General features: G+C 67.0%; 20 protein-coding genes and 2 pseudogenes. 10 read left to right on the plus strand and 12 right to left on the minus strand.

Annotated elements, in window-relative coordinates; all coding sequences use genetic code 11:
• The first annotated feature begins 3 nt into the window (after window positions 1-3).
• Complete coding sequence (locus tag ACLNGM_RS09470) at window positions 4-1,032, plus strand: 3-carboxy-cis,cis-muconate cycloisomerase (protein WP_416358122.1); 1,029 nt, start codon at window positions 4-6, stop codon at window positions 1,030-1,032.
• A 44-nt stretch (window positions 1,033-1,076) separates the two neighbouring features.
• Here the strand turns inward: ACLNGM_RS09470 and ACLNGM_RS09475 are convergent, their stop codons facing one another.
• Genes ACLNGM_RS09475 through ACLNGM_RS09495 form a run of 5 tightly spaced genes read right to left on the minus strand, consistent with a single transcriptional unit; the run spans window position 1,077 to window position 6,014 of the window.
• Window positions 1,077-2,969, minus strand: a complete 1,893-nt coding sequence (locus tag ACLNGM_RS09475; protein WP_416358123.1) for a bifunctional sugar phosphate isomerase/epimerase/4-hydroxyphenylpyruvate dioxygenase family protein — start codon at window positions 2,967-2,969, stop codon at window positions 1,077-1,079.
• Window positions 2,970-3,026: 57 nt separating this feature from the next.
• Entirely contained in the window at window positions 3,027-3,779 is a 753-nt protein-coding gene (locus tag ACLNGM_RS09480; protein ID WP_416358124.1) for an amino acid ABC transporter ATP-binding protein, read from the minus strand.
• Between the two features lie 54 nt (window positions 3,780-3,833).
• Window positions 3,834-4,649 carry a transporter substrate-binding domain-containing protein gene (locus ACLNGM_RS09485; RefSeq protein WP_416358125.1) on the minus strand — a complete coding sequence of 272 codons (816 nt, stop codon included), beginning with the start codon at window positions 4,647-4,649 and terminating at the stop codon, window positions 3,834-3,836.
• Window positions 4,650-4,678: 29 nt separating this feature from the next.
• A complete protein-coding gene (locus tag ACLNGM_RS09490) occupies window positions 4,679-5,335 on the minus strand; it encodes an amino acid ABC transporter permease (protein ID WP_416358126.1) in 657 nt (218 codons plus the stop codon).
• Between the two features lie 10 nt (window positions 5,336-5,345).
• Window positions 5,346-6,014, minus strand: a complete 669-nt coding sequence (locus ACLNGM_RS09495) for an amino acid ABC transporter permease (RefSeq protein ID WP_090964757.1) — start codon at window positions 6,012-6,014, stop codon at window positions 5,346-5,348.
• Window positions 6,015-6,163: 149 nt separating this feature from the next.
• Between ACLNGM_RS09495 and ACLNGM_RS09500 the strand changes: the two genes are divergently transcribed.
• Window positions 6,164-7,078 (plus strand): LysR family transcriptional regulator, encoded by a 915-nt coding sequence (locus ACLNGM_RS09500; protein ID WP_416358127.1) that lies wholly within the window; start codon window positions 6,164-6,166, stop codon window positions 7,076-7,078.
• Between the two features lie 11 nt (window positions 7,079-7,089).
• On the opposite strand, the gene ACLNGM_RS09505 is transcribed toward ACLNGM_RS09500, so the two are convergent.
• From ACLNGM_RS09505 to ACLNGM_RS09520, 4 genes are read right to left on the minus strand one after another with little or no spacing between them, the layout of a single operon-like run.
• Entirely contained in the window at window positions 7,090-7,770 is a 681-nt protein-coding gene (locus tag ACLNGM_RS09505) for a hypothetical protein (protein WP_416358128.1), read from the minus strand.
• Window positions 7,767-8,540, minus strand: coding sequence for a 4-hydroxy-2-oxoheptanedioate aldolase (gene hpaI, locus ACLNGM_RS09510; RefSeq protein WP_416358129.1), 774 nt, complete (start codon window positions 8,538-8,540; stop codon window positions 7,767-7,769). Before hpaI ends, ACLNGM_RS09505 begins: the two co-directional genes overlap by 4 nt.
• Window positions 8,537-9,319, minus strand: coding sequence for a 2-oxo-hept-4-ene-1,7-dioate hydratase (gene hpaH, locus ACLNGM_RS09515; protein WP_416358130.1), 783 nt, complete (start codon window positions 9,317-9,319; stop codon window positions 8,537-8,539). The genes hpaI and hpaH overlap by 4 nt, the downstream gene beginning before the upstream one ends.
• Window positions 9,320-9,329: 10 nt before the next feature.
• Window positions 9,330-10,223, minus strand: coding sequence for a dioxygenase (locus ACLNGM_RS09520; protein ID WP_416358131.1), 894 nt, complete (start codon window positions 10,221-10,223; stop codon window positions 9,330-9,332).
• Between the two features lie 306 nt (window positions 10,224-10,529).
• On the opposite strand from ACLNGM_RS09520, the gene ACLNGM_RS09525 reads away from it, so the two are divergent.
• The 6 genes from ACLNGM_RS09525 to ACLNGM_RS09550 all read left to right on the plus strand — a co-directional run bounded on the left by ACLNGM_RS09525 (window position 10,530) and on the right by ACLNGM_RS09550 (window position 15,520).
• The gene (locus ACLNGM_RS09525; RefSeq protein ID WP_416358422.1) at window positions 10,530-11,240 is read left to right on the plus strand and encodes a GntR family transcriptional regulator; all 711 of its coding nucleotides are present in this window, start codon (window positions 10,530-10,532) and stop codon (window positions 11,238-11,240) included.
• Window positions 11,237-12,055, plus strand: coding sequence for a sugar phosphate isomerase/epimerase family protein (locus ACLNGM_RS09530; protein ID WP_416358132.1), 819 nt, complete (start codon window positions 11,237-11,239; stop codon window positions 12,053-12,055). Before ACLNGM_RS09525 ends, ACLNGM_RS09530 begins: the two co-directional genes overlap by 4 nt.
• A 101-nt stretch (window positions 12,056-12,156) precedes the next feature.
• The gene (locus tag ACLNGM_RS09535; RefSeq protein ID WP_416358133.1) at window positions 12,157-12,996 is read left to right on the plus strand and encodes a transporter substrate-binding domain-containing protein; all 840 of its coding nucleotides are present in this window, start codon (window positions 12,157-12,159) and stop codon (window positions 12,994-12,996) included.
• 103 nt (window positions 12,997-13,099) lie between these two features.
• The gene (locus ACLNGM_RS09540; RefSeq protein WP_416358134.1) at window positions 13,100-13,972 is read left to right on the plus strand and encodes a shikimate dehydrogenase; all 873 of its coding nucleotides are present in this window, start codon (window positions 13,100-13,102) and stop codon (window positions 13,970-13,972) included.
• A gap of 46 nt (window positions 13,973-14,018) precedes the next feature.
• Window positions 14,019-14,468: a type II 3-dehydroquinate dehydratase gene (gene aroQ, locus ACLNGM_RS09545; RefSeq protein WP_416358135.1), complete on the plus strand. Its 450-nt coding sequence runs from the start codon at window positions 14,019-14,021 to the stop codon at window positions 14,466-14,468.
• Window positions 14,465-15,520 (plus strand): Gfo/Idh/MocA family protein, encoded by a 1,056-nt coding sequence (locus ACLNGM_RS09550; RefSeq protein ID WP_416358136.1) that lies wholly within the window; start codon window positions 14,465-14,467, stop codon window positions 15,518-15,520. The genes aroQ and ACLNGM_RS09550 overlap by 4 nt, the downstream gene beginning before the upstream one ends.
• A gap of 229 nt (window positions 15,521-15,749) precedes the next feature.
• Here ACLNGM_RS09550 and ACLNGM_RS09555 read toward each other — a convergent pair whose 3' ends face one another.
• A complete protein-coding gene (locus ACLNGM_RS09555; protein ID WP_416358137.1) occupies window positions 15,750-16,361 on the minus strand; it encodes an FMN-dependent NADH-azoreductase in 612 nt (203 codons plus the stop codon).
• A gap of 85 nt (window positions 16,362-16,446) precedes the next feature.
• On the opposite strand from ACLNGM_RS09555, the gene ACLNGM_RS09560 reads away from it, so the two are divergent.
• The gene (locus ACLNGM_RS09560) at window positions 16,447-16,836 is read left to right on the plus strand and encodes a winged helix-turn-helix transcriptional regulator (protein WP_416358138.1); all 390 of its coding nucleotides are present in this window, start codon (window positions 16,447-16,449) and stop codon (window positions 16,834-16,836) included.
• Window positions 16,837-16,903: 67 nt separating this feature from the next.
• On the opposite strand, the pseudogene ACLNGM_RS09565 reads toward ACLNGM_RS09560, so the two are convergent.
• Window positions 16,904-17,349, minus strand: a pseudogene (locus ACLNGM_RS09565) (MarR family winged helix-turn-helix transcriptional regulator).
• A gap of 190 nt (window positions 17,350-17,539) precedes the next feature.
• Between ACLNGM_RS09565 and ACLNGM_RS09570 the strand changes: the two are divergent.
• Window positions 17,540-18,325: pseudogene (locus ACLNGM_RS09570) on the plus strand (alpha/beta fold hydrolase).
• A gap of 499 nt (window positions 18,326-18,824) precedes the next feature.
• Here ACLNGM_RS09570 and ACLNGM_RS09575 read toward each other — a convergent pair.
• On the minus strand, window positions 18,825-21,335 hold the full coding sequence (locus ACLNGM_RS09575; RefSeq protein ID WP_416358139.1) for a hypothetical protein: 2,511 nt from the start codon (window positions 21,333-21,335) through the stop codon (window positions 18,825-18,827).
• Between the last annotated feature and the right edge of the window lie 313 nt (window positions 21,336-21,648).

Raw genomic sequence — 21,648 nt, forward strand, 5'->3', positions numbered from 1 at the left:
CGCTTGACGTCCCTCCTCGACGCCCTGACCGGCGACCCCGAGATCACCGCCTTGTTCTCGCCCGACGCCGAGATCGCGGCGCTCCTGCGGGTGGAGGCGGCGCTCGCGCTGGCGCAGGGTGCGATCGGCACGATCGAACCGGCCGACGCGGAGCGCATTCGCTCGGTGGTGAAGGACTTCACGCCGGACGAGCGGGCGCTGCGGCAAGGCCTCGCGCGCGACGGCGTCGTCATCCCCGAACTCGTGCGACAGTTGCGGGCCGCAACGGGCGAGGCCGGGCGAAGCCTTCATCTCGGCGCGACCAGCCAGGACATCATCGACACCGGCCTCATGCTGCGCCTCCGCGCCCTCCTTGTAATTCTCGAGTCCCGAACGGGCGCGGTGCTCGCCGAGATCGCGCGGCTCGATGCGGAGGAGGGCGGGCGGACCCTGATGGCACAAACGCGGATGCAGGCCGCGCTCGCCTTCACCGTCGCCGACAAGCTGGCGACCTGGACGCGCCCGCTGCAGGGCCACCGCAAGCGTCTGCACGACCTTGCCCGGTCGCTTCCCCTCCAGCTTGGCGGCCCCGTCGGCAACGGCGCGAGCTTCGGCGCCTCGTATGAGCGCCTGCGCGCCGACATGGCCCGCCACCTGGACCTCCGAGACGCCGCCCCCTGGCACTCCGACCGCACGCCGATCCTCGACGTCGCCCAGGGGCTGGCGCTCCTGACCGGCACGCTCGGCAAGATCGGGCAGGACCTGGCGCTTCTCTCGCAGACCGAGGTCGGGGCGATCAAGCTGTCCGGTGGTGGAGGGTCGTCTGCCATGGCGCACAAGCAGAACCCGGTCGGCGCCGAGGTGCTCGTCGCGCTCGCACGGTTCAACGCGGGGCTCCTCGGCACGCTGTCCCAGTCCATGGTCCACGAGAACGAACGCTCGGGTGCGGCCTGGACGCTGGAATGGCTGGTGCTTCCGCAGATGGCCGAGGCCACCGGCCGCGCCCTGACCGGGGCCGCCGATCTCCTGCGCGGCGCCCGGTTCACGGGCTGAATCCGCCGACCGCGGTCCCGCCGCGCTCGGCCCGGAGCCGGGCGTCAGATCGCCGGCAGGCCCGCCGGCTTCAGCCGGGCCTGCGTCGCGAGCCGGATCGGAGCGTTCGCCGCCCCGAGTCCGCGATAGCCGCGCCGCTCGACGATCTCGATGAAGAAGCCGCCTTCCAGCGCGCCGAGATAGACCTGGAAATACTCGCCCGCCTCGTCGCGGTCGTAGAGGATGCCGTTCTCGCGCATGGCGTCGAGAACCTGCGGCTCGAGATCGAACTTGGCGTCGATATCGTCGTGGTAGTTCCGCGGAATGGGCAGGAGGGATACGCCGTTCGCCCGCAGCGCCCCGACGGTGCGGAAGATGTCCGCCGTCCGGAAGGCAACGTGCTGCACGCCGGGGCCGACGAACTGCGACACGAAGCGCGACGACTGCGTGCGGTTCGACTGCGAGCCGTTGAGGACGATGCGAAGGCTTGCGTCCTCGTTCTCCAGCACCTGGCTGAGGACGAGTCCGCCGGGGTCCGGCACCTCCAGCGGGGGGAGGGGGCGGAGGTCGAAGATCGACCGGTAGAACAGGGTCCAGGACAGGATGTCCTCGTAGCGCGCCGTCTGGGCGATGTGATCGATCATTTCCAGCCCGGCGCCGGGATGGGCGTCCCAGCCGGGCTCGAGGTCGAAGTCCACCTCCCACTGCCGGCCGAGCGCGTCGCCCTGCGGAACGAGGTAGAGGAGGCTGCCGCCGAGACCCCGGAGCGCCGGCAGCTCCAGTTCTCCCGGCCCGACGGGCTGGCGGAAGGTCGTCGCGATCAATCCTTCGGCACGCCTCAGCGCGGCGTCCGCATCCTCCATCCGAAGACCCAAAGCGGCGACGTTGGTGCCGTGGACGATGTAGGAGGAGTGGGCAAAGCCTTCCGTGTCGGTGTTGACGGCAACACGCAGATCCCCCTGCACGAAAAGCTCGACGTCCTTGGAGCGGTGCCGGCCGGCATGGCGGAAGCCGATCGTTGTCAGGAGCTGCGACAGAGCGACGGCCGAGGCGTTGTCGGTCGCGAACTCGATGAAGGACACGCCGCGGGTGCGCGCGGGTGACGGCAGCGGGTTCGGCTCGGACGGTCCCTTGACCGCGCGCCCTTCGGCCTTCAACCGGTCCATCATGTAGATCAGCGAGCGGCGGCCATCGACGGCCGTCTGGCGCGCCGAGCCGGCGCGGAACTGGTCGTTGAAGATCTCGAGCGAGTAGTAGCCGTCGTAGCCCGTCGCCTCGACGGCGGCCATGAAGTCGGCGACGGGAAGTTCCCCCTGGCCGGGCATGTTGCGGTAGTGCCGGCTCCACGAGAGAAGGTCGAGATCGAGCTTCGGCGCATCAGCCATCTGGACGATGAAGATCTTGTCGCGCGGGATCGAGCGGATCGAGGCCGGATCGATGCCGCGCGACAGGGTGTGGAAGCTGTCGAGGATCAGGCCGACCTCGTTATGGTCCGCCCGGCGCACGATCTCCCAGGCGTCGCGATGGTCGTTTACGAAGCGGCCCCAAGCCAGCGCCTCGTAGCCGATGCGAACGCCGTGCTCGCGCGCGATGTCGCCAAGCGCACGAAGATCCTCGGCCGCCCGGTCGATGCCGCCCTGCGCCAGCGGCGACACGTTGGAGCAGATCAGGATGAGGTCGGTGCCGAGCTCGTTCATCGTCTCGAACTTGCGCCGTGCCCGCTCGAAGGCTCGTCCGCGCTGGGGCTCAGGCAGGCCCTCGAAGTCCCGGAAGGGCTGGAACAGCGAGATCTTAAGGCCGGCGTCGCGCACCATGCGGCCGACCTCGCGTGGCCCCTGGTCGAAGGCGAGGAAGTCGTTCTCGAAGATCTCGACCGCGCCGAAGCCCGCCTGCGAGATGGCGGCGAGCTTCTCCGACAGGTCGCCGGACAGGGAGACGGTAGCGATCGAGGTCTTCATCGGGATGGCCCTTGAACGGGGACGGGGACACCCGCCGCTGGCAGGTGTTTGCGGCGCCTAGTGGTGCAGGATCTCGCCGAGGAAGGCGCGGGCGCGCTCGTGCCGCGGGGCCTGGAAGAAGGCCTCCGGCGTGTTCTCCTCGATGATCTCGCCGTCCGCCATGAAGATCACGCGATCGGCGACCTGCCGGGCAAAACCCATCTCGTGCGTGACGCAGATCATGGTCATGCCGTCGCGCGCGAGGCCCACCATCGTGTCGAGGACCTCCTTGACCATCTCCGGATCGAGCGCCGAGGTCGGCTCGTCGAAGAGCATGGCGATCGGCTCCATGCAAAGCGCGCGGGCGATGGCCACGCGCTGCTGCTGGCCGCCGGACAACTGGGCCGGATACTTGTCCGCCTGGTTGCCGATGCGGACCCGCTCGAGGAAGCGGCGGGCGGTGGCCTCCGCTTCCTCGCGCTTCACGCCGCGCACGCGCATCGGCGCCAGCATGCAGTTCTCCAGAACCGTCATGTGCGGGAAGAGGTTGAACTGCTGGAACACCATGCCGACCTCGCGGCGCACGATGTCGATCGACTTCTGCCCGTCGCTGAGCTCGGTGCCGTCCACCACGATCCGGCCCGACTTGATCGGCTCCAGGTGGTTGATGCAGCGGATCAGCGTCGACTTGCCGGAGCCCGAGGGCCCGCAGAGGACGATCTTCTCGCCGCGCTGGACCGACAAGTTCACGTTCTTCAGGGCGTGGAAGGAGCCGTAGTACTTCTCCACGTTGTCCATCCGGATCAGGATGTCGGCGCTGGTGGCGGTCATCGTTGGCTCCCGGGCCCTGCGGGAGCCCGTCCGGGCGCCCGCGCGTGGGTTTCGTTACTGGCTGACGGTGAAGCTGACGCCGTCGATCGTCGCCGGCAGGTCGGTGGTGGGCACCTGAAGCCATTCGGCATGGGAGGCATTGTAGCCCTCGCTGCCGATGTAGCTCTTCAGGAAGCCGTTGAGGGCCGTGTTCCAGTCGCTTTCGCCGAGGCGCGTGGCGACGCCTTGGTAGAGCTGGCCGATCTTGAACTTGTTCTCGTAGGTGCCCGCCGAAGCCTTGTCGAGGCGCTGGATATAGAACTGGTTGGAGCCGACGGCCTGGACCTGACCCGACAGGAGGGCCTGGATGTTGGCCGCGTCGTCGTCGAAGCGGCGGATGTCGGCCGACGGCGCCTCCTTGGTGAGGATCGTGTCCATCGGCGCCGAGCGCGGCACGCCGACGCTGACGCCCGAAAGCGCCGCCGCATCGGGCAGGTCGGCCGTCTTGGCGGCGGTCACGTAGAGCGTGTTGGCGGCATAAGGGGGGCTGAACTGCACGGATTTGGCGCGCTCGGCGGTGATGCCGACCGAGGCGATCAGCATGTCCACGCGGTTGGCGGTCAGCGCCGGGATGCGGTTGGCGACGGCGAGCGGCACGAACTCGGCTTCGAGCCCCAGGCTTTTCGCAAAGGCGCGGCCGACCGCGGCGTCGAAGCCCTGCGCCTCGCCCGTCGTCGAGAGGCAGCCCCAGGGGCAATTGTCGGCCTGGATGCCGATGCGCACCTTGCCGGCCGCTTTCGCCTCGTCGAGCGTCATCGCGCCGGCGGGCAGCGCGGCGCCCATCAGGGCGACGGCGGCAACGGCAAGGCCGAGCGTGGTCTGACTGATCATCGGGTTCCTCCTCCTTTGTTGGTCTCGTGTCAGCGCGCGGCCTGCGCGAGCCGGCGTTCCATGCGGCTGCCCCAGAGCGACAGGGGCCAGCACAGCAGGAAGTAGAAGATGCCGACGATCCCGAAGACCAGAAGCGGCTGGAAGGTCTGGTTGGAGACGATCTGACCGGCGCGCGACAGCTCGATGAAGCCGACGATCGCGGCGAGCGACGTGCCCTTTAGAAGCTGGACCAGGAAGCCGATCGTGGCAGGCAGCGACAGGCGGAAGGCCTGCGGCATGATGATGTCGCGCATCAGGCTCGGATATTTCAGGCCGAGCGCATGGGCCGCCTCGCTTTGGCCGAGCGGCACGGCCTCGATCGCGCCGCGCCAGATTTCGCCGAGAAACGCCGAGGCATGCGCCGTCAGCGCCACGGCGACCGCAAGCCAGGGGGCGACGTCGAGGCCGAAGAGCGGCAGGCCGAAGAACACGACGAAGAGTTGCATCAAGAGCGGGGTGCCCTGGAACACCACGATCCAGGCCTTGGCGGGCCAGCGGAAGAGGCGGCGTCGGGAGACACGGGCGAGCGCCACGACGAGGCCGAACAGGATGCCGCCGACGAAGCCGAAGCCGGTGAGGATCAGCGTCCAGCCGAGGCCGCGCAGCAGGAAGTAGAGTTCCGGAAGGCCGACATTGCTCGTTCCCATGCCCCGGGCCTCACTTCGTCGGATAGTTGAAGGACAGGCGCGCGATGGCCGCCAGCCCGGTCATCAGGAGCCAGGACAGGACGAGGTAGATGCCCGTGATCGTGAAGTAGACCTCGAAGGACCGGAACGTGTCGCCGTCGATGCGCTGGGCGACGCTGGTCAACTCGAAGGCCGAGATCGAGGTCGCGATCGAGGTCATCAGGGTCAGGAGCACGAACTGGCTGGCGAGCGAGGGGAAGATCGCGCGCAGGGCCGGCTTCAGGATGATGAGCCGGAAGATGTCGGCGCGCGACAGGCCAAGCGCGAAGCCCGCCTCGCTCTGCCCCTTGGGAATGCTCTCGACGCCGCCCCGGATGATCTCGATCGCATAGGCGCCGCCGTTGAGGCCGAGGGCCACGATCGCCGTCGTCGTCGGATCGAGGCGCACGCCGGCGAGCGGCAGCGCGAAGAAGATGAAGAAGATCTGCACCAGGAACGGCGTGTTGCGCACGATCTCCACGAAGGCGATGACGAATGCCGCGCCGATCCGCGAATGGGACCGGCGGACGGCGACGCCCAGAACGCCGATGATCATCGCGAGGATCATGCCGCAGAGCGCCAGCCACAGCGTGCCGAGCGTGCCCCAGGCGAGCTCCGGCCAGCGCGCCAGGACGGCGCCGAAGTCGAGTTCGACGTTCAAGCCTGTCCTCCCATCCAGCCGCTTCCCGACCTCTCCCGAGCGGCTTTTTCGTTAGCCTTCGCAAGCGGCCGGCGAGCCGTCAAATACCGATTTCGCGAGTTGTGGAACATGATGTTAATCTGACCGCTGTCCGGGACGGGAGAACGCGCGTGACCAAGCCCCTCACGCTGCGCCAGATCGAGGTCATCCGCGCCGTCATGGTCGCGGGGACGATCCAGGGCGCCGCAAAGCTCATGGGCGTCTCGGCGCCCGGCGTCAGCCGGCTTCTGAAGTACACGGAGGACACGGTCGGCATCCGGTTGTTCGAGCGCAAGGGCGGTGTGTTCCTGCCGGCTTCCGAAGCGCGGATGATCTTCGCGGTGGTAGAGCAGGTCCACCGCGAGGTCGGCAACCTCAACGAGGCCGTGGCGCTGCTGCGCCGGGGCGACGGCTCGGTCCTCAGTTTCGCCTCGGCCCCGTCGATCGCGCAGTTCATCGCCGCGCGCGTGATCCGGTCGCTGCGCCAGACGTTCCCGCATCTCGGCATCGACCTCAACGTCCTGAAAATCGAGGAGACGGCCGACTACCTCCTTCTGGAGCGGGGCGAATTCGTCGTCATGAGTTCGCCGAGCACCAACCCGGCGCTGGTCTCGCGCCCGCTGGCAAAAGGTCGCCTCGTGGTGATCGTACCGGAGGGGCATGCTCTGGCGGCCCGGGAGGCGATCTCCATCCACGAGCTCGCCCGCGAGGCGGTGATCGGCGTCGACCCGGAGGACCCCTACGGCGCGGTGCTGGCGCAACCCTTCATCGACGTCGGCCTGACGCCTCATTTCTCGATGCGCGGCCGCTTCGCCCAGACCGTCGTATCGCTGGTGCGCCACGGTCTCGGGGTCGCTCTCATCGACGAGTTCTCCGTGGCCGAGGTCTACATGCCCGGCCTCGTGCAGCGCCCGCTTCGGGAGCCGAGTACCATCGTGCCCTATGCCCTGATGAAGCGCGGTCGGGTCCTGTCGAGCTTTGCCGAGGATGCGATCGAGCGCTTTCGGGCCGAACTCGTCGGGGCTTCGGGCGCGCCCGCTGGGTAACGAATGCGCGATCACGAGGCGGCAGCCTCGATGCCCGTGCCCTGGAACCATGCCTCCAACACAGCCTGTGCGTGCGGCCTGCCGAGCGGGATGGCCAGCGCCTGAGGGACGCGAAGGATGTCGTCCTCCATCAGGCGCACATCCGGATGCTCATGCGCGAAAACTTTGAGGGTCGAGCGGATGCCTGCCACGAATTGGCAATCCCCCGAAAGCATGGCGGCCCGAGCCGCCTTCGGACTGTCGAAGGCGACGAGTTCGCCGTGCGCGAACGTGTGTTCGAGATGCGCGGTATAGGCCGCACCCCTGACCACCGCGATCCGAACGCCGTCGGCATCGGCGTCCCCGCAGCGTGCGATCGACGGGTGCGTGAGGGTTGCCAGCGTCGCGTCGACGGTGGCGAAGGCGGGCAGGAAATGGAGGCGGTCGAGACGCGACGGTTCGACGGCGAGGATCGCGGCGTCCCAGGCGGCCATGTCGTCCAGGATCGCGCCGCCCGGTGCGAAGGGCACGATCTCGACCGCGATGCGCCAGTCGGCTTCGAGCCGGCGCGCGAGATCGATCGCCTTGCCCTCGAAGGTACCGGGGCTGCGCTCCGACGCCATCTCGGCATTGGCGACGTTCACGCCAAGCCGCAGCCGGCCCGTCGGCAGGAGTTCGCGCCGGGCCGCCTCGGACAGGCCCGGCTCGCTCACGGCGCGAACTCGCGGGCGAGGGCTTCCGTCTGGCGGGCGAGGAGCCCGATATCCACGCCCACCGCCGTGAAGCTCGTGCCGAGCGCGATGCAGCGCTTGGCGAAGGTCTTGTCGGGCGTCAGGGTGCCGGCCGGCTTGCCGGCACCGCGGATGCGGCCGATGGCGTCCTCGACGGCCGCGACGACGTCCGGGTGTCCGGCCTCACCGACATGGCCGAGGCTGGCGGCAAGATCCGCGGGCCCGATGAAGACGCCGTCGACGCCTTCGACGGCGGCGATCTCCTCCAGCCGATCCAGCGCCTCGCGCGTCTCGACCTGCACGAGAAGGCAAAGCTCGCGCTCGGCGTCCCGCGCATAGTCGGGCACCCGCCCGAAGCGGGTGGCGCGGGTGAGGGCAGAGACGCCGCGGATGCCACGCGGCGGATAGCGCATGGCCGCCACCGCCGCACGGGCCTCGTCGGCCGACTGGACATAGGGGATCAGCAGCGTCTGCGCCCCGATGTCGAGAAAGCGCTTGATGAGGACGGGATCGTTCACCGCTGGCCGCACGACGGGCGACACGTCGTAGGGTGCGAGCGCCTGGAGCTGCGGCAGGACGGTGAGGACGTCGCCCGGCGAATGCTCGGTGTCGAGGAGGATCCAGTCGAAGCCGGCGCCGGCCAGCGCCTCCGTCACGAAGGCGTCGGGGATCGCCGACCAGAGGCCGATCTGCGACCGGCCCTCCGCGAGCCCGGCCTTGAAGGCATTGCGGGGCAGGGTGAAGGCGGTCATGTGAAGGACACGCCGATCGCGCCGCAGGGGCCGTAGTCGGCGTGGATCACGTCGCCGGGCGCGATGTCCACCGGCCGCGTGAACGAGCCGCCGAGCACGATCTGCCCCTTCTTCAGGCCGGCGCCGACCGCGGCCAGCTTGTTGACGAGCCAGGCGATGCCGGCTGCCGGATGGCCCATGATTGCGGCAGAGACGCCCGATTCCTCGATGATGCCGTTCTTCGACAAGGTCGCGCCGATCCAGCGCACGTCGACGTCGAAGGGGCGGAACACGCGCCCGCCCACGACGATCGCGCCGAAGGCGGCGTTGTCGGCGATCGTGTCGGTGATCGCGCGCGGCACTTCCGTTCGGTAGTCGATGATCTCCAGCGCCGGCACGACATATTCCGTCGCCCGCATCACGTCGTGGATGCGCGTGCCCGTCCCTTCTAGGTCCTCGCCCATGACGAAGGCGAGCTCGACCTCGAGGCGCGGCTTGATGAAGCGGGTCGCGGGGATCTGCGCGCCGTCGTTGAACAGCGCGTCGTCGAGGATGCGGCCGTAGTCGGGCTCGGTCATCTTGGAGGCCATCTGCATGGCGCGCGAGGTCAGGCCGATCTTGTGGCCGGCGAGCCGCGCGCCGCGCGCGATGCGCTCGTCGGCCCAGAGGTCCTGGATGCGATAGGCGTCCTCGATCTCCATCTCCGGATAGGTGCGGCTCAGCTGCACCACGGGCACGCGGGTTTCCTCGGCGCGGAGGATCGAGGCGGCGGCCTCGCGGCGTTGGTCGTCGGTCAGCATCGTCTGGTCCTCAACTGATCGGCGGGCGCGGCAGCACGGCCTCGCCGGGCTCCATGACGTAGGTGTAGTCGAGCTGCACCCAGGGGCTCGCGAGATCGGGGCGATCGGGGTGGGGCTCGGTGTGTTCCACGAAATCGCCGGTGAGCGCCTTGGTGACGCCGAACTGCACGTCGCTGTCGATCCACGGGCAGGAGGGGTCGAAGACCTGACTGATCAGCGTCTTGTAGCCCGGCTTGAAGATCAGCGCGTGGAGATGCGCGGGGCGATACGGATGACGGTCCTGCGCCTCGAGAAGCCGACCCACCACGCCGTCGGTCGGGATGGGATAGCCTACCATGCGCACCGACCAGAAGGAGAAGCGGCCGTCCACATCGGTGGTGAACTTGCCGCGAAGGTTCATCTCGGCCTGCTCGGGATCCTGGTTCTCGTAGAGGCCGACCGGCGACGCATGCCAGACGTCGACCTCGGCGCCTGCGATCGGCCGGCCCTGCGCGTCCTCGACGCGGGCGGTGACGAAAAGCGGCGTGCCCGGCGTGTCCGAGCGGATGATCGAGCCGCCGTTCGGCACGCGCGGTGAGTTGAGCCGCCAGAAGGGGCCGAGCAGTGACTGTGAGGTTTCGGTCTGGCCGCCGTCCCCGTTGTTGAGGAGGCAGACCAGCGTCGAGACGCCGAGCGACCCGGACATCAGGACGAACTCGTTGTGCGTGTCGCTGGCGAGCGCGCCGATCTCGTTGAGGATCGCGGTCGCCTCGCGGAACTCGGGTTCCGTCAGGCGGACGTCGCGAACGAACGCATGAAGATGGGTCACCAGGGAGGTCAGGATCTCCCGCAGCCGCGGATTCCGCGTGCGCGCCATCACGGCCAGAACCGCGGGCGTGACGTCCTCTTGGGTGCGAACAGGCATGACCGGGCCTCCCTCCCTCGAGCGAAGGACTGAACGATCATCGATTATTCGTCAAGGCCTAATGATAGCGGAGGTGCGCGGGGATAGGTTTGCGAGGTCAAGGCACCGCCAGTTCATCGACGATTGAGCTGTGTTCAGGCGGCTTTCGCTTCAATGAACCCATGCTCGTATCCGCTAAAGGAATGGAAGCGGCAGAACTGTTGACAGAAATAATCGTTTTTCGTAGCCATCGTCGATACAAGTGAGGCGTGAGACGGGACATTGGCGGCTTTGTCGATCGATCGGGAGAACGAGACGGGCCGCGCCGTGCCGGAAGGGCAGGTCGTCGCCGCCGTCCGCCCTCTCCTTGATGACGGCAAGAACACGATCGCCAGCCAACTCGTGCACCGGCTGCGCGAGGCCATCGTCTCCGGCCAGCTGGAGGCCGGCGCCAAGATCAACCTCGACCGCGCGCGACAGAACTTCAACGTCAGCCTCAGCCCCTTGCGCGAGGCGCTGGCGCGGCTGATCGCCGATGGTCTCGTCGAGTTCGAAGACAACCGCGGCTACCGGGTGACCGCCCTGTCGCTCGCCAATCTCGAGGAGATCACCAGCCTTCGCATCGAGATGGAGACCTTTGCGCTGCGCGAGGCGATGCGGGTCGGCGATGTCGAATGGGAGGGCAACGTCATGCGCTCGCTCCACCGTCTCAACCGCGCCGAGCGCGATCCGGCCCGGCCCGAGACGCTCGAGAACTGGGAGGCCGCCCATCGCGACTTCCACCTCACTCTCATCTCGGGGTGCCGGATGCCGCTCCTTCTCAACTTCTGCGGCATTCTCCTGAATCTCAACGACCGCTATCGCCGGGCCTTCCTGACGCGCACCTCTGGCGACCGGAACGTGGCGGCCGAGCATAGCGAGATCGGCCAGGGCGCCGTCGCGCGGGACGTCGACTACGCCTGCGCCAAGCTCGGCGACCACATCCGGCGCACCGGCGCCAATCTCGTGCGACATCTGGCGGAAAAGGGGATCGCATGACGAGGCCCGTCGTGCCGCTCGGCGTCGCGCATTTCTCGGCCATCACTCTCGCTCCGGTCGATTTCGTTCGGGCTGCCGCCGCCGCCGGTTTTCAGCGGGTAGGCCTGCGCCTCCACCCGGCCTTTCCGGGCGCGCCGTTCTACGAACTGCCGGCCGGAAGCCCGGCTGCACGTGACGTGCGCGCAGCCCTCGACGACCACGGCGTCGCGCTGCACGACATCGAGTTCGTGGTCCTGTCGCCGGACTTTCGGCCGGAAACTCTGACCGCGATGCTCGAAGGTGCCGCGGCGCTCGGCGCCCGGCGCCTCAGCGTGTGTGGCGACGACCCGGAGGAGGGCCGTCTTGTCGAGACCTTCGGTGCCGTGTGCGACCTGTGCGCGGGCTTCGGCATGAGCGTCGATCTGGAGAACATGGGCTGGCGGCCCGTCGCCACATTCGATTCTGCCCTGCGCGTCGTCGAGGCGTCGGGCCGCGCGAATGCCGGCGTTCTCGTCGATGCCCTGCATTTCTTCCGCAACGGGGCCCGAGCGGAGGACGTGGCGAGGGCACCAGCGGGCCGCATCGCTGCGCTGCAGCTCTGCGACGTCGGCGGACCGCCACCAACGCAGGCCGAAGCCATGGTGGCCGAGGCACGGGGCGGGCGCTTTGCGCCGGGCGAGGGCGAACTGCCGCTGGCCGATCTCGTCGCGGCCGCGCCTCGAAGTGTGGCGATTTCCGTCGAGGTTCCGATCGTGGGCGGTCGGGACGTTGCCGATCATCTGGCGAATCTGGCACGTTGCGCCCGACGGGTGATGGACGGGAATCGCGAACCATAGAAACCGCACATCGCGCGAGGCCGGCCGGGAGGGCGGGACTTGCGGAACTTCATCGCCGCCGCTGCGCGGCGACCTCATCGTCAACACAAGGGAGGACTTACATGATCGGAATTCTTGCAGGCGGACGCGCGCTTGCGCGCCGGGCCGCCGTCGCGACCCTGGCCCTCGCCGCCGTGTTCGGCGCGCTCGACGCCCACGCAGCGTCGCTGGAGGAGGCCAAGGCGCGCGGTCGCATCATCGTCGGCATCCAGGGCGACAACCAGCCCTGGGGCTTCGTGAACTCCAGCGGCCAGCAGGACGGCTTCGACGCCGACATCGCCCGGCTCTTCGCCAAGGATCTCGGCGTCGAGGTGGAGTTCACCCCGCTCGCCGTCTCCAACCGCATCCCGGCGCTGACGACCGGCAAGGTCGACGTCCTCTTCGCCACCATGGCGATGACCGAGGAGCGGGCGAAGGCGATTCAGTATTCCAAGCCCTATGCCGGCAACGTCATCTCGCTCTACGGTCCGAAGGACAAGACCATCGCCAAGCCGGAAGACGCGGCGGGCATCGCCATCGGCGTGCCGCGGTCGAGCGCGCAGGACAAGGCTGCCACCGACATGATGGGCACGGTCGCCACCATCCGGCGTTTCGACGACGACGCCGCCTCGATCCAGGCGCTTCTGTCCGGCCAGGTCGATGCCGTCGGCGGCAACCAGTTCTACCTCCAGCGCCTCGACGCCGCGGCCCCCGGACGATTCGAGCGCAAGATCGACTTCCTGACCGTCTACAACGGCGCGGGTACGCGTCAGGGCGAGAAGGACTGGAACGAGGCGATCAACGCCTTCATCGACAAGATCAAGTCCAACGGCGAGCACGCCGCCGTCTACGCCAAGTGGATGAAGGTGCCGGTTCCGGAGTTCCCGGCGTCGATTCCGAACATCCCGTTCACGGTGCAATAACGGGTGAGGGGAGACGGGCGTCGGCGACGCCCGCTCCTTCCATGCCGTCCCGACGCGGGGCACCCTGCCTCGCGATATCCATCCGCGCCACGAGGACGCCAGCATGACCACCGAGGGTGACACCGCGCAGACCGTCCGGGTCGGCCTGATCGGCTCCGACATCCAGCTCTCCAAATCGCCGGCTCTCCACGAGACCGAAGGGCGCGCCTTGGGCCTGGACTATCGCTACAGCCTCTTCGACACGCTGCGCCCGCCCTTCGACGCGATGAGCCTTCCCGACCTCCTCTCGCATGCGGAGGGTCGGGGCTTTGCGGGCGTCAACATCACGCATCCCTACAAGCAGGCCGTGCTGCCGCACCTGACGAGCCTTTCCGACGATGCGGCGATGCTTGGCGCGGTCAACACCGTGGTGTTCCGCGACGGGACCCGCACCGGCCACAACACCGACTGGTTCGGCTTCTTCCAAAGTTTTCGCACGGGGTTGCCCGACGTCGCGCTGGGATCGGCGGTTCTTCTGGGGGCGGGCGGGGCGGGTGTCGCCGTCGCCCATGCGGCGCTGAAGCTCGGGATCGGCCGGCTTTTCGTCTTCGATCAGGACGCGGCGCGGGCCGGCTTGCTCGCCGAGGCCCTGAACGGGCGCTTCGGCGCAGGGCGTGCGCAGGCCATTGGCGACGTCGGCAAGGCGCTCGCTACCGCGGACGGCCTGATCCACGCGACCCCGACCGGCATGCCCGCCCATCCCGGCCTGCCGATCGATCCGGAATGGCTGGAGGGCAGACACTGGGTCGCCGATATCGTCTACATGCCGCTCGTCACCGAGCTTCTGGCGCTGGCCGAGCGTCGGGGATGCCGGACGCTGCCCGGCGGTGGCATGACCGTGCATCAGGCAGCGGCGGCCTTCGAGCTCTTCTGCGGCCGGACGCCCGATCCCGACCGCATGACCCGCCATTTCGCGGACCTCTGCCGCGCCGCCTGACGGCCCGCTGCATCCTGCTCCATCAAGACACCCGGAAAGCCCTCCGATGAGCCTGATCTTCGTCCTCAATGGACCCAATCTCAATCTCCTCGGCAAGCGTCAGCCCCACATCTACGGCACGGAGACGCTCGCCGACGTCGAGCGCGACTGCCGCGCGCTGGCGACGGAGCTCGGACACGAGATCCGCTTCCACCAGTCCAATCGCGAATACGAGATCATCGACTGGATCCACGAGGCGCGGGAGGCGGCGGTCGGCATCGTCATCAATCCGGCCGCCTTCACCCATACCTCGGTCGCGATCCTCGACGCGCTCAACACGTTCGAGCCGCCGGTGATCGAGGTCCATATTTCCAACGTCCACAAGCGCGAGGCTTTCCGCCACCATTCCTACGTATCCTTGCGGGCGGATGGCGTGATCGCGGGGCTGGGCACGCAGGGCTACCAACTGGCGATCCGCCGCGTCGCCGCGCTCCATGCGGCTGCCGCCCCGCGATGAGCGGGCTCGAGGCCCGGCCCGTAAGACTGGCCGTCATGGGCGCGGGGCTGATCGGCCGCCGCCACATCCAGCATGTCCGCGCCGAACCCGACGCCGAACTCGTGGTCGTCGTGGACCCGACGGATGCCGGGCGTCAGGTCGCGGCCGAGAACGGCGTGCGGTGGCATGCGAGCTTCAGCGACGTGTTGGCGACCGAGCGACCGGACGGGGTGATCGTCGCGACGCCGAACCAGGTCCATGTCGAGAACGGCCTGGAAGCGGTGGCGGCCGGTATCCCGCTTCTGGTGGAAAAGCCGATCGCCGACGACCTTGCGGAAGGCGAGCGTCTCGTCGCCGCAGCGGAAAGAGCCGGCGTCCCGCTCCTCGTCGGTCATCACCGCCGCCACAACCCGATCATGCGCGCGGCACGGGAGATCGTCTCCTCCGGTCGGCTGGGCCGCATCGTCGCGGTCAATGCCCTGTTCTGGCTCTATAAACCCGACGACTATTTCGACCTTTCCTGGCGGCGCGAGGCGGGAGCCGGCCCTGTCTTCCTCAACCTCATCCACGACGTCGACAACCTGCGATACCTCATCGGCGAGGTCGTCGCGGTGCAGGCCGTCGAGTCCAACGCGGTGCGCGGGAACGCGGTCGAGGAAACCTCTGCGATCATCCTCGAATTCGCCTCCGGAGCGCTTGCGACCGTCTCGGTCTGCGACACGGTCGTCGCGCCCTGGAGTTGGGAAATGACCACCGGCGAGAACCCCGCCTATCCCGTCGCCGACGAGGCCTGCTATCTCCTCGCCGGCACTGCGGGCTCGCTGTCGCTTCCCAAGCTCGAGGTCTGGTTCAACGATGCAAGACCCGGCTGGTGGGAGCCTCTCCAGCGGTCAAGGCTCGGGGTGGTCGCCAGGGATCCGCTGGCGCTGCAGATCCGCCATTTCGCCGCGGTGATCCGGGGTCAGGAGGCCCCGCTCGTCGATGGCCGCGAGGGCCTGCGGACCCTCGAAGTCATCACCGCCATCAAGCAGGCGGCCCGAACCGGGCAGCGCGTCAGCCTGCCCCCGAGATGAGGCACGGGGCTTCCGCAACCTGACTTGCATCGGTCATTCGCACGAGCGATCGGGGGCGAACGCCGCGGCATACTGGATAGAAGGCTCGGAGAGACCGCCGATCGTCCGCTCCCCACATGATACGAGGAGAGTGGGCTTTCGTGAACCACTACCCATTCCTCCCGTGCTGCGGCGCGTGCCGGATGGGCGACGTGTCGCGCGGCAATCGGGATCCGAGGGCTGAAAGGCGCTACGCGACCTTGAGTTCGGCAATCTCCGTCAGGGCCTTTGCGATCGAGGCCTGTCGTTGGTCTGGACCGATCGCGATGCCTTCGGCCACGATGACCTCTGGATCCGTGATGCCGATGAAGCCGAGTACGGTGCGCATGTAGGTTTCGGCATGCTCGAAGGACTGGTGCGGTGTGCCTGCGCCGTAGAAACCGCCGCGGGAGACAGCCAGGACGACGCGCTTGCCGCCTGCCAGTCCTTCGGCACCGTTCGGGCCGTAGCGAAACGTCTTGCCGGCGACGAGGATGCGGTCGATCCAGGCCTTCAACTGGCTTGCCACGGTGAAGTTGTAGAGAGCGACGCCGATCACCACCGTATCGGCGACGAGAAACTCCTCGAGAACGCGGCCGCCAAGCGCCAGATCCTCCTGCAAGGCCTGGTCGTGCTGGACGTCGGAGTTCTGACCCGCAAGATATCGACCCGTCAGGTGTCCGATCGGATCGGCGACGAGATCGCGGTAGGTGACGTCGATTTGGGGCGCGGCTGAACGGAGCCGCTCGACGACCGCGGACGAGAGGGTTCGGCTGACCGAGTTGTCGCCGAGAATGCTGGAGTCGAGGTGGAGTAGCTTCATCCTGGGCGCCTTTGCGATAGCGGTATCGATTTGATACTGGCGCCCATTAGATGACCGTCTCGGCACGCCGCAAGGAGGCACATTTTTGGAACCCGCGCACACGGATGTCACCAGACTGCAACTGCACGAGCCCAGCCGCTGCCAGACCGTCAGCGGCGTGCTGGCGCGGATCGGCGACAAATGGTCAGTTCTCGTGGTGATGCAGCTTGGTTCTGGACCGCGCCGCTTCAGCGAGCTCAAGCGCTCCATCGGCAGCATTTCGCAGCGGATGCTGACGTTGACGCTGCGCGGGCTGGAGCGCGATGGCCTGGTCACGCGAACGGTCACGCCCTCCATCCCGCCAAGGGTCGATTACGAGCTGACCGGGCTCGGCCGCTCCCTCCTCGATCCCGTGCAGGCCATCGGCGCCTGGGCCGTCGACAACCACGAGCGGATCACCCGGGCACAACAGGCATTCGACGACCGCAGTGCTTGAAATGACGAAGCCGGATCCGTGACGCGTCCGCCAGCGAAGGGACGACGGTTCGAAGCGCTCGTTCGGCTCAAGCCGTGTCGGTTGTCGTGTCCAATACCGACCACTCGCCGATATGATCGTAGACCGCAGCGCGAAGCTGGTTGATTTCGCCGTTGAGCCGTGCCAGCACAGCGGGCGTCTGCCCCGAGGCCTCGAGCAGCGTGTCGCCGAGACACCCCGCTCGAGATCGCAGAGCCTTTCCCTCGTCTGTGAGGGCAATGATGACCTGCCGCCCGTTCGCCGGATCCACCGTTCTGTGCACCAGACCGGCGCCCGCCAGCCGCTTGAGGATCGGGGTCAGGGTGCTCGACTCCAGGGCGAGTTTCTGGGCGATGGCTCCGACAGTCTGGGAGTCCCGCCGCCATAGGACGTTCAGGACGAGATACTGCGGATAGGTCAGCCCCAGCTCGTCGGGAAGGGGTTTATAGGCACGCTGGATCGCGACCCCACCGAGTAGATGGCGAAGCAGAGCAGCTACTCCAGCGCGACGGGCGGGTTGGCGAGCTTGGTCATTCGGGACATTTTCCTGCTGGAATTCTAGCGGATCAGGTCACCGAGACGTATACCGCGATAACAATATGCCGGACACGGGCGGCGATGTCATCCAGAAAGATATCGCGATAACGGTTCTCCCTCACGTTAACCTGCTCGAAAGGTCCGACCCATGATCCAGACGCTCCTGAACGCCGCCCTTGCGACCGTCGCCGCCATTGCCAACGCTGGAGCACTGCCCGCGAAGGCTTAGTCCGACATTGCGCCAGTGAAGAACGTCGTCCTCGTCCACGGGGCCTTCGCCGATGGTTCGGGCTGGCGCGGTGACTACGAGGACCTCTTGGCGCGAGGCTATCGCGTGACCATCGTCCACAACCCACCGACCTCGCTGGCGGACGATGTTGCCGCGACCCGGCGGGCGCTGGACCGTGAGGACGGGCCGGCGATCCTTGTCGGGCATAGTTGGGGCGGTACGGTCATCACCGAGGCTGGCGTGCATCCGAAGGTGCGCGGCCTCGTCTACGTCTCGGCGCTGTCCCCGGATGCGGGCGAGACCACAGCCCAGTAGTATGCGGGATACACGACCCCGCCTGAGTTCGTGATCGAGACGGGGGAAGACGGCTACGGCTACATCAAGCCTGACGCGTTCGCGGCCGGGTTCGCAGCCGGTGCGACCGAGGCCGACGCCGCGTTCCTGCGAGATGCGCAGGTGCCGATCAACATGTCGGCTTTCGCCACCAAGCTGGAGCACGCCGCCTGGCGCACCTTGCCGAGTTGGGCCGTGATCGCCACGGACGACAAGGCCTTCGATCAGCGAATGTTGCAGGACATGGCCAAGCGCATCGGCGCAAGGGTCACGAACGTCCCCACCAGCCATGCCGTCTACCTGACGCAGCCGAAAGTGGTTGCCGACGTGATCGACGAGGCCGCCACGCAGGCAACTGTCAGCGCGAATTAGACGGACGCGCTCCGGTTCCAACGTCGGCGGAACCGGAGGGAGCCCTTACTGGCAGAGAGGGGCGATGCGGACAGCAGCTTCGGGAGGGTGACGGCAGCCGTGCGTTCGTGACCATCGCTGCCGCTGTACCGGTCTCGAACGTTCTTGCCCTCGAACCAGTCATCCCCTGTCCCTTCCAAGGAAATGTCGGCATAATTGCCGACGTGCACTACACGGCGCTCGACGGAGGTCGTGTCGAGGAAGCTATGGTTCGTGAAGATACTGTAGCCGCCGATGTCGTAACGCTCTGTTCCAAATCCCTAGACTTTATATGCCGACGGAGCACTGCCGCTTTACGGGTTGTCGGCCAACTGCGGCGGTTGGATCGCGTGACGGGAGCGCAGCCGCGGGTTTGCGTTCCCCGATCCGCCACTGGAGAGCCGCTACACGTCCTCCGGACGTTGGAACCTTCGACGAGCTGGGGCAGACCAGTGTCGCGCTCGGCACCATCGCTGCGGCCCTATTCCGTCCGACTGGAAGGGCTCCAGTCCTGGAACAGCAGCAGCAAATTCTGCCTCGATGCGTTCATGATCGCCATGGAGCGCTTCAGCAGCTCGCGCCTCGCCTCCAGCGCTTTCAGCTTCGCCTGCTCGGCATTCAGGTCGATCTCGGTAATGTCTTTGAAGGCATCTCGATAGATGCCCTCCAGTCGAGAGCTGAAGTTTGACTGGGTTTGGAGTTGAAAGGCGACAACTCCCACATAGTCCTCAGCCTCGGAAACCCGCTTGACGATTGCGTCGATATTGGACGCGATAGCGCCGATGTGCTCGAGGAAATGCTCTCGCTCCAACGTGCCGAGTGCGCCCACTGTCCGATCGAGCGTGAGGAGGCTGGTGCCGTCGGGAAGCGCCGGTCCCGAGCGAAGGGTGACATTGGTGATCGTAAGGCTTCCAAGCCCGGCAACCGTCTTCGTGAACTGAAGGCGGCTTGCAGACGAGGCGACGTTCACTCCCCCGACTCCGGCATCGATGAACGCCTGCTGCACGACGCGGGCAAGCTGGTCGGCGCTGTCGATGCGTCCCGGGGAGTATCCGCTGTCCTCGCCGAGAACCGCCTCGATCGTGCTGCGATCGAGCGTGATCAAGGGTCCTTGTTGCCCGTCGACCGAGAGCTCGAACGCGATTGACTGGCTCGCATCCAGAACCACGGAACCTGAGAAATCGCTTCCGGTCGTGAGAGTGGCTTGTCTCGCCGCAACGACCGGCGATTGGACGTTCGCGATCTCCAAGGTGTCGCCGTCGGCTGAAGGGCCCGTCGATGTGAGCCGCAGTCTTTGCCCGGATGTGGCCACCGAAACGTCGCTGATACCGGCGCGCTGGATGGCCCTCGCGACGACGCGCGAGAACGCGTTCGCATCGGCGATCGTGCCGCTCGATGGAACGTAACCGGCATCTGAACCCAGAGCGTCGTCGACGTCCGCCTTCGTGATGCTGACCGTGGCAGCACTGCCGTTGCGGATCAGATCGAAGTGAAGCGTTCCACCGTCTTCAATGGTGAGCGGCCCTTCGAAATCCGATCCGGTGGTGATGGCCGCGTTCGTCCCGCTCACTCCAGCCGCTCCACTCGAGGAGCCCGTGCGAAGACGGGGATCGGCGACGGCCGTACCATCGCCATCGATGCCGGTTATGGACGACACCCGGATGTTGCCGTTGATCTTGAGATACACGGCGACTTCGCCGTTGACGACGGCGGCGCCGACATACGCGCCATAGGTCGGATCGCGACTGATGGCAGCGTCGATGGCGGCAGCCATGGACGCCGTGTCCGTCACCCCGACCAGCTTGACTTCGATGGTGCCGGAGCCGGTCTGCCCACCTGAGAGCGCGTCGATCTGCAGGCGGAGCCGATCCGTCGTATCGACGTTCGACAGGCTGAAGCTGCCCAGGCCATCATATGTTCGAACTTGCCCGCCGATGGTTGCCTGGGTCGAACTGTAGGCCGATTGGGGGCTCAGGCCACCGCTTCCGGTGACCCTTCCGTTTCCGTCCAGCATCGCAACGTTTGCCACGCCGAGGCTGGCGCTCGCGCCCGTACTGGCCGTGGTCAAGGTCATCGAGCCGTCAGTCTCCGTCGAGACGCGCACTTTTCCCCCTCCCATCGCAGTATCGATGGCTGCCTGCATAGCCGAGGCAAGGGAACCTGGATCGCCGGCCGCCGGCAGAACCAGCGTCACCGCCCGGCGTACGCCGTCCACCGTCAGTTCGAACTGGACTCGGTCGCCGCTTCCAAGCGCTGCCGCGTTCAGGACTCCGAGATTGAAGGAGGCGCTGGTCGCCGCGCGAGCGCGGACGCCAGCCGTCGCATCGACGTTCGCGCCCGCCAGGCCATTCGCGGGCACGGAGAATGCGTCAGCACCCGGGTTGGTCGTCGCAGTTCCGGAAAGGCCGAGCAGGGCCGGACTCGCACTCGAAACGGTGGAAAGCCCGGAGAGATCGAAAGGGGTCTCGAGGATGGCCTCCCCGGATCCTGTGCCAAGGAGAACGGTTCGGCCCTTGTCCAACTCGATCGTATAGCGCGTGGCCTCGCCCGGCATCGAAGCCGGAAACGTCAGTACATCGGCCGATCCGGTGAGGATGCTGGTTCCGGACAGTGTGGACTGCTGGGCTATCACGCGCAGATTCTCGACCGCCGATCTCAATTGGGCGCGGAGGGTAGAGGAATCGGCGGGACTGCTTTTCGCCCTCGCCAAGAGCAATTGAATGGCCTGCAGCGCTTCCCGCGTACGGCTCAATCCATTCGCGCCGCGGGCGGCGAGGGCATGGGCTCGGTCGAGATCGACACGAAGCCCCGAAAGAGCGGACGCTCGCGATCGAAACTCTGTCGAAACCCGCCAGAGCGATGGATCGGTCGATGGGCCAGTCACGCGTAGACCCGTTGCCAGACGGGCCTTGGAAAGAGCGATCTGCTGGTCGATGCTTCTCATCGATCGAAGCGCAGACAACTCGCTGCCGGACAACGCCGTGATTATCATTCCGCATCCACCGCCATGTGAGTCGAGACTCGATGCTGGTGGAGTGCCGGAATCTTATCGCTCCCGACTGAATCGCAGAGGGCAGATTTTAACCGGATTTTATGACACGTTAACGGAATACGACGGCAGTCTCCACGGATGTCGAAAGCCCGGCGTTTCTTGGGTCGAGATCACGAATGGAAGATGTTCACCGTTGCGTCGTGGGATTGGCGGTTTTCGAACAAGAGCGGTTGCGGCGGCTTCCTGAAAAATCGCCGCGACAACTGCGCCAGAGATGATCCAGCAAATGGTGCCGCTGGTTCGGTCTGCGGAC

Source organism: Aureimonas phyllosphaerae, from assembly GCF_047943035.1.
Classification (GTDB): domain Bacteria; phylum Pseudomonadota; class Alphaproteobacteria; order Rhizobiales; family Rhizobiaceae; genus Aureimonas; species Aureimonas phyllosphaerae.

Bases quoted from the DNA above. Each gene is read 5' to 3' on its own strand.
- ACLNGM_RS09540 (WP_416358134.1), top strand. From the start codon at position 13,100: ATGACCACCGAGGGTGACACCGCGCAGACCGTCCGGGTCGGCCTGATC.
- ACLNGM_RS09530 (WP_416358132.1), top strand. From the start codon at position 11,237: ATGACGAGGCCCGTCGTGCCGCTCGGCGTCGCGCATTTCTCGGCCATC.
- hpaH (WP_416358130.1), bottom strand. From the start codon at position 9,319: ATGCTGACCGACGACCAACGCCGCGAGGCCGCCGCCTCGATCCTCCGC.
- ACLNGM_RS09485 (WP_416358125.1), bottom strand. From the start codon at position 4,649: ATGATCAGTCAGACCACGCTCGGCCTTGCCGTTGCCGCCGTCGCCCTG.
- ACLNGM_RS09550 (WP_416358136.1), top strand. From the start codon at position 14,465: ATGAGCGGGCTCGAGGCCCGGCCCGTAAGACTGGCCGTCATGGGCGCG.
- ACLNGM_RS09520 (WP_416358131.1), bottom strand. From the start codon at position 10,223: ATGCCTGTTCGCACCCAAGAGGACGTCACGCCCGCGGTTCTGGCCGTG.
- ACLNGM_RS09475 (WP_416358123.1), bottom strand. From the start codon at position 2,969: ATGAAGACCTCGATCGCTACCGTCTCCCTGTCCGGCGACCTGTCGGAG.
- ACLNGM_RS09555 (WP_416358137.1), bottom strand. From the start codon at position 16,361: ATGAAGCTACTCCACCTCGACTCCAGCATTCTCGGCGACAACTCGGTC.
- ACLNGM_RS09480 (WP_416358124.1), bottom strand. From the start codon at position 3,779: ATGACCGCCACCAGCGCCGACATCCTGATCCGGATGGACAACGTGGAG.
- ACLNGM_RS09490 (WP_416358126.1), bottom strand. From the start codon at position 5,335: ATGGGAACGAGCAATGTCGGCCTTCCGGAACTCTACTTCCTGCTGCGC.
- hpaI (WP_416358129.1), bottom strand. From the start codon at position 8,540: ATGACCGCCTTCACCCTGCCCCGCAATGCCTTCAAGGCCGGGCTCGCG.
- aroQ (WP_416358135.1), top strand. From the start codon at position 14,019: ATGAGCCTGATCTTCGTCCTCAATGGACCCAATCTCAATCTCCTCGGC.
- ACLNGM_RS09535 (WP_416358133.1), top strand. From the start codon at position 12,157: ATGATCGGAATTCTTGCAGGCGGACGCGCGCTTGCGCGCCGGGCCGCC.
- ACLNGM_RS09575 (WP_416358139.1), bottom strand. From the start codon at position 21,335: ATGATAATCACGGCGTTGTCCGGCAGCGAGTTGTCTGCGCTTCGATCG.